This window comes from Streptomyces sp. AF1A, from assembly GCF_047340315.1.
Taxonomy (GTDB): domain Bacteria; phylum Actinomycetota; class Actinomycetes; order Streptomycetales; family Streptomycetaceae; genus Streptomyces.
On sequence record NZ_JBLEBI010000256.1, the window covers coordinates 1 to 7,188 of the forward strand.

Below are 7,188 nucleotides of genomic sequence, written 5' to 3' on the forward strand. Positions count from 1 at the left end.
TCTCGCCCTCCCGGCCGCCGAGGCGGAGCGCCGCATCGCCGCCGTCGGCGCCGGCGTCGGCGTCGCCGCGTACAACAGCCCGGGGCTGACCGTCGTCTCCGGGCCGCGCGAGGCCGTCGCCGAACTCGTCGACCGGTGCGCGGCGGACGGCGTCCGCGCGCGGCTGATCCCGGTGGACTACGCCTCGCACTCCGTCTACGTCGAGGAGATCGAGGACGAGGTGCTGGCCGCGCTCGCACCGATCACCCCCCGCGCCCCCCAGGTCCCGTTCTACTCCACGCTGCTGGCCCGCCGCATCGACGGCGAACCGCTCGACGCCGCCTACTGGTACCGCAACCTGCGCGGCACCGTCCGCCTGGACGAGACCGTGCGGCTGCTCGCCGCCGAGGGGCACCGCTGCTTCGTGGAGGCCGCCGCGCACCCCGTGCTGGCGACCGGCATCCAGGAGACGGTGGAGGCGGCGACCGGGACCGAGCCGCTGTTCGCGGTCGGCTCGCTGCGCCGGGACGACGGCGGGCCGCGCCGGTTCGCCGCATCGGCCGCCGAGGCCTGGGTGCGCGGCTGCGCCCTCGACTGGACCGCGCTGTACGCGGGCCGCCGCCCGCGACCGGTGGACCTGCCGACGTACGCCTTCGAGTCCACCCCGTACTGGCTGACGCCCACCCGGCGCGGCACCGCCCCGAGCGACCTCGGCGTGGAGCGGGCCGGGCACCCCTTCCTGAGCGCCCGCGTGGACCTGGCCGACGGCGGCCCGGCCGTGTTCACCGGCCGGATCCTGCCCCGCGAGCACCGCTGGCTGCGGGACCACGCCGTGCTCGGCACGGTCCTGCTGCCCGGCACCGCCTTCGTGGACCTCGCCCTGCACGCCGGGGCGTCCGTGGGCCTGCCCGCCGTCGAGGAGCTCGTCCTGCACGCGCCGCTGGTGCTCGACCGGGACACGCCGGTGCAGCTGCAGGTGCTGGTCGGGGACGCGGACCGCGAGGGACGCCGCCCGGTGTCGGTGCACTCCCGCCCGGAGCCGTCCGCCGAGGGCACCGGCCGGCCGTGGACCCGGCACGCCGAGGGCCGGCTGGCCGCGGCGCCGCCCGCACGGCCGGACGGCGGGGTCTGGCCCCCCGAGGACGCCACCCCGCTCGACCTCTCCGACCGCTACGCCGCCCTGCTCGCCCAGGGCTACGAGTACGGGCCCGCCTTCCAGGGCCTGCGGGCCGCCTGGACACGCGCGGCGAGGAGGTCTTCGCCGAGGTCGCGCTCGACGCCCCGGCCCCGGCCGGCGACGGCTTCGGCATCCACCCGGCCGCCCTCGACGCCGCCCTGCACGCCATCGGCCTGCTGCCCGGGGCCGACGCCGGGAGCGGGACCGGGCCCCTGCTGCCGTTCGCCTGGCACGGGGTGCGGCTGCACGCCCTCGGCGCCGGCACCCTGCGGGTCCGGCTCGCCCGCACCGCCGACGGAGCGGTCGCGGTGTCCGTCGCCGACGCGGCCGGGCAGCCCGTGCTCAGCGCCGACGGACTGGTCATGCGGCCCGTCGACCCGCGCCGCCTGGCCGGACTCGCGCACCGCTCCGACGCCCTGTTCACCGTCGACTTCACGCCCGTCCCGCTCGGCGCCGAGCCGTACCCCGCCGGCACCGCGGCGCTCCTGGGCCGCCCGTACACCGTGCCCGCGCTGCCGCACGCCACGGCCTACGCCGACCTGTCCGACCTCGGCCGGGCCCTGGACGCCGGTGCCGCCCCGCCCGAGCTGCTGCTCGTCCCGCTGGCCGGCGGCGACGCCCCCGACCCCGTCACGGCCGCCCACGGTCTCACCCGGTGGCTGCTGGAGACGGTCCAGCGGTTCCTCGCCGACGAACGGCTGGCCGGCACACGGCTCGTGGCCGTCACCACCGGCGCGCTCACCCCCGGGGCCGCGGCGGCCACTTCGCCCGGCTCCGGCCCGAAGGACCGTTCCGCCGCGCTCGCCCAGGCCGCCGCGTGGGGCCTGCTGCGGACCGTGCAGACCGAGGCACCCGGCCGCTGCCTCGTCCTGGACGCCGACGAGGCCTCCCTGGCCGCGCTGCCCCGGGCGGTGGCCACCGGGCTCGCCCTCGCCGAACCGCAGCTCGTGCTGCGCGACGGGGGCGCCGCCGTACCGCGCCTGACGCACGCCGCACCCCCCGCCGACCCGGCCCGCCGCCCGCTCGACCCGGACGGCACCGTCCTGATCACCGGCGGCACCGGCACCCTGGGCGCGCTGCTCGCCCGGCACCTGGTCACCGAACACGGCGTACGGCACCTCGTGCTGACCAGCCGCCGGGGCGAGGCCGCGCCCGGCGCCCCGGACCTGGTGGCCGAGCTGGCCGGACTGGGCGCGCGGGCGCGGGCCGTGGCCTGCGACGCGGCCGACCCCGAGGCGCTGCGCGCCACGCTCGACGGGATCGACCCCGCGCACCCGCTCACGGCCGTCGTGCACGCCGCCGGACTGCTGGAGGACGCCACCGTGCCCGCGCTCACCCCGGGCGCGCTGGAGCGGGTGCTGCGGCCGAAGGCCGACGCGGCCTGGCAGCTGCACCGGCTCACCCGGGGCGCCGGCCTGACGGCGTTCGTGCTGTTCTCCTCCGTCGCCGGCACCCTCGGCCTCGGCGGGCAGGCCAACTACGCGGCGGCCAACGCCTTCCTGGACGCCCTCGCCCACCAGCGCCGGGCCGAAGGGCTGCCCGCCGTCTCGCTCGCCTGGGGCCTGTGGGAGCAGGCGAGCGGCATGACCGGCGCCCTGTCCGGCACCGACCTGGCGCGGATGGCCCGCGCGGGCGTCGCCCCGCTGCCCTCCGCCGAGGCGCTGCGGCTGCTCGACACCGCGCTCGCGGGCGACGCCCCGCTGCTCGTGCCCGCCGCCCTCGACACCGCGGCCCTGCGTACCGGCGCCCACGCCGAGTCCGTGCCGCCCATGCTGCGCGGCCTGGTCCGCGTCCCGGTCCGCCGCGCCGAGCAGGCCGCGAGCTCTCCCGCGGACGCCGGTCAGGGGCCCGACGGGCTCGCGGAGCGGCTGCGGGGCCTGGACCCGGAGAGCCGCCGGAACACCGTCCTGGAGCTGGTCCGCCGGTGCGCCGCGGTGGTCCTCGGCCACGGCGGCCCCGACGCCGTCGACCCCGAACGGGCCTTCGCCAAGCTGGGCTTCGACTCGCTCACCTCGGTCGAACTGCGCAACCGCCTGAACGCGGCCACCGGCCTGCGGCTGCCCACCACCCTGCTCTTCGACTGCCCGACCCCGGCCGCCGTCGCCGAGCGGGTCCTGGACCGGCTGACCCCCGCCGAGCCGGCGGCGCCCACCGGACCCGCACCGCTCGGCTCCCCGGAGCCGGACGGGCCGGAGCCGGACGCGGTCCTGGAGCAGCTGGAGTCGGCCACCGACGACGAAATCTTCACGTTCATCGAAAGCGAACTCGGCATCTCATGAGGAGCGTTGGCCGGATGTCTCACGAGGACAAACTCCGCGACTATCTGAAGAAGGTCACGACCGACCTCCACGCCACCCGGCAGCGGCTGCGCGAGCGCGAGGAGCGCGACCGCGAGCCCGTCGCGGTGGTCGGCATGGGCTGCCGTTTCCCGGGTGACGTGCGCTCCCCGGAGGACTTGTGGCGGTTGGTCGTCTCGGGTACGGACGCGGTGGGCGGTTTCCCGCAGGACCGGGGCTGGGATTTGGAGGGTCTGTACGATCCGGAGCCGGGCCGGCCGGGGAAGTCGTATGTGCGTGAGGGCGCCTTCCTGCACTCGGCGGCCGAGTTCGATCCGGCGTTCTTCGGGATCTCGCCGCGTGAGGCGACGGCGATGGACCCGCAGCAGCGGCTGCTGCTGGAGACGGGCTGGGAGGCGCTGGAGCGGGCCGGCATCGACCCCACCTCCCTGCGCGGCAGCGCCACCGGCGTCTTCACCGGCCTGATGTACCACGACTACACCGCCCGCATCGGCCCGCTGCCCGAGGAGTACGAGGGCTACGGCGTCACCGGCGGCTCCTCCAGCGTCGCCTCCGGCCGGATCTCCTACACCCTCGGCCTGGAGGGCCCGGCGGTCACCGTCGACACCGCCTGCTCCTCCTCCCTGGTCGCCCTGGATCTGGCGGTCCGCGCGCTGCGGCACGGCGAGTGCACCCTCGCCCTGGCCGGCGGCGCGGCCGTGATGCCGTCCCCGACGATCTTCCTGGAGTTCTCCCGGCAGCGCGGCCTCGCACCGGACGGCCGCTGCAAGGCGTACTCCGCCGACGCGGACGGCACCGGCTGGGGCGAGGGCGTGGGGGTGCTGGTGCTCGAGCGGCTGTCGGACGCGGTGCGGGGCGGGCACCGGGTGCTGGCCGTCGTCCGGGGCAGCGCGGTCAACCAGGACGGCGCCAGCAACGGGCTGACCGCGCCCAGCGGCCCCGCCCAGGAGCGCGTCATCCGACAGGCCCTCGCCGACGCGGGCCTCGCGCCCGAGGACGTCGACGCCGTGGAGGGACACGGTACGGGGACGACGCTGGGGGATCCGATCGAGGCGCAGGCGTTGATCGAGACGTACGGTCAGGGCCGTCCGGCGGAGCGGCCGTTGCTGCTGGGGTCGTTGAAGTCGAACATCGGGCACACGCAGGCGGCCGCCGGTGTGGGTGGTGTGATCAAGATGGTGATGGCGCTGCGGGCGGGTGTGGTTCCGCCGACGCTGCACGTTGCCGAGCCCAGTGGACATGTGGACTGGTCGGCGGGTGCGGTGGAGTTGGTGACCGAGGCGCGTGCATGGCCGCGGACGGGTCGGGTGCGGCGGGCGGCGGTGTCGTCGTTCGGGATCAGCGGGACGAACGCGCACGTGATTCTGGAGGAGGCACCGCAGGCACCGCAGGCACCGGAGGTGCCGGTGGAGGTGGCGCAGGGGGCTCCGGTGGTGGTGGGGTCGGTGCCGTGGGTGTGGCCGGTGTCGGCGCGTGGTGAGGAGGCGTTGCGGGCGCAGGCGGCCAGGCTGCTGGAGTTCGCCCGGGCGCATCCGGAGCTGGAGCCGGGGGCGGTGGGTCATGCCCTGGTGACCGGCCGGGCCGCGCTGCCGTACCGGGGTGTGGCCACCGGTGCCTGCCGTGAGGAGCTGGAGGCGGGTCTGCGCGCCCTGGCCGACGGCCACGACTGCCCGCACGCCGTCACCACCGGCGCCGAGGCCACCGGCGGCCGTACCGTCTTCGTCTTCCCGGGCCAGGGCTCCCAGTGGGCCGGCATGGCCCGCGAACTCCTGGACACCTCACCGGTGTTCCGCACCTGCGTCGAGGCATGCGAGCGGGAACTGGCCCGGTTCGTCGACTGGTCGCTGCTCGACGTGCTGCGCGGCACGGCCGGCGCGCCCCCGCTGGAGCGTGTCGACGTCGTCCAGCCCGCCCTGTTCGCGGTGATGGTCGCGCTCGCCGGGGTCTGGCAGGCCGCGGGCGTGCGGCCCGCCGCCGTGATCGGGCAGTCCCAGGGCGAGATCGCCGCCGCGTACGTGTGCGGGGCGCTCGGCCTGGAGGACGCCGTGCGGATCGTCGCGCTGCGCAGCCTCATCACCCGGGACCGGCTGGCCGGCACGGGCGCCATGGCCTCGGTCGCGCTGCCCGCCGACGCCGTCGCCGAGCGGCTCGCCGGGCACCCCGAGCGGGTCGAGATCGCCTCCGTCAGCAGCCCGGCGGCCACCGTGGTCGCGGGCGCGCCCGACGTGCTCGACGCGCTGCTCGCCCAGTGTGAGGCGGACGGCGTGCGGGCCCGCCGCATCCCGGTCGACTACGCCTCGCACTCCGCGTACGTCGAGGCGATCGAGCAGGAGCTGCTGGCGGCGCTCGCGCCGGTCGCGCCGCGCCCGTCCCGGATCCCGTTCTACTCGACGGTCACCGGCGGGGCGTACGACACGACCGGCCTCGACGCCGGCTACTGGTACCGCAACCTGCGCTCCACGGTCCGCTTCGCCGACACCACCCGCGCGCTGCTGGCCGACGGCTACCGGGTGTTCGTCGAACCGACCCCGCACCCGCTGCTCACCTCCGCCGTGCAGGAGGTCGCCGAGGCCGCGGACGTCCCGGCGGTCACCCTGGAGACCCTGCGCCGCGACGACGGCGGCCCGGTGCGGCTGACCCGGTCCCTGGCCCTCGCCCACGTCCACGGCGCGCCGGTCGACTGGCGCGCCGTCCTCGGCGCCGGCGGCCCCGCCGCGGCGGCCGTCGCCCCGGGCGACCTGCCCACCTATGCCTTCCAGCACGCCTCCTACTGGCTCGACGCCCCGGCCGCCGCCGGTGACGCCACCGGCCTCGGCCTGGAGGCCGTCGACCACCCGCTGCTGGGCGCCGCCGTGGCGAACGCCGAGGACGGTACGACGCTGTTCACCGGCCGGGTGTCCCTGCGCACGCACCCGTGGCTCGCCGACCACGCCGTGTCCGGCACGGTGCTGCTGCCCGGCACCGCCCTGCTGGAGCTGCTGGTGCGGGCCGGGGACCAGGTGGGCTGCGCGGGCGTGGACGAACTCGACCTGGCCGCGCCGCTGGTGGTGCCGGACGACGGCGGGGTCCGCATCCAGGTCACGGTGTCGGCCGCCGACGCCGAGGGCGGCCGTGCCGTCGGCATCCACGCGCGCCGCGACGACGACCCGGACGGCGAGTGGACGTACCACGCCGGCGGCCGGCTCGTCACGGACCCGGCCGCCCCGCAGGAGTCCGCACCCGCCGTGTGGCCGCCGCAGGGCGCCGAGCGGATCGCGACCGAGGGCGCCTACGACCGGCTCGCCGCGTCCGGGTACCTCTACGGCCCGGCCTTCCGGGGCCTGAAGTCCGCCTGGCGGGACGGCGACGACCTGTACGCCGAGGTCGCGCTGGGCGCCGACCGGCACAAGGACGCGGCGGCGTTCGCCCTGCACCCGGCGCTGCTGGACGCGGCCCTGCACCCGCTGATCGTGCGCGGCCCCGACGAACCCGAGCGCGAGGTCGTGCTGCCCTTCGGCTGGTCCGGCGTCCAGCTGCACGCCACCGGCGCCACCGCCCTGCGCGTCCGGCTCAGCCGCCGCGGCGAGGACACCGTGGCCCTGACGGCGTGGGACCCGGCCGGCGCCCCGGTCCTCACGGCCGGCGGGCTGACCGTCCGCCCCCTCGCCCCGGACGCGCTCACGACGGCCACCGCCGCCCAGCGCTCCCTGCACGCGGTCGACTGGCTGCCGGTGCAGGACGTGCCCGCCGGCGCCG

2 protein-coding genes and 1 pseudogene are annotated in these 7,188 nt (G+C 77.4%); all 3 read left to right on the top strand.

The features are described 5' to 3' along the window. Positions 1–34: 34 nt before the first annotated feature. A pseudogene (locus ACLU3S_RS34650) lies at positions 35–1,153 on the top strand (acyltransferase domain-containing protein); the annotation flags it as partial. After that, the gene (locus ACLU3S_RS34655) at positions 1,045–3,435 is read left to right on the top strand and encodes a type I polyketide synthase (protein WP_413955946.1); all 2,391 of its coding nucleotides are present in this window, start codon (positions 1,045–1,047) and stop codon (positions 3,433–3,435) included. The pseudogene ACLU3S_RS34650 and the gene ACLU3S_RS34655, both read left to right, overlap by 109 nt. 14 nt (positions 3,436–3,449) lie before the next feature. After that, positions 3,450–7,188, top strand: a 3,739-nt coding sequence (locus tag ACLU3S_RS34660) for a type I polyketide synthase (RefSeq protein ID WP_413955947.1), incomplete at its 3' end; no start/stop codon positions are given.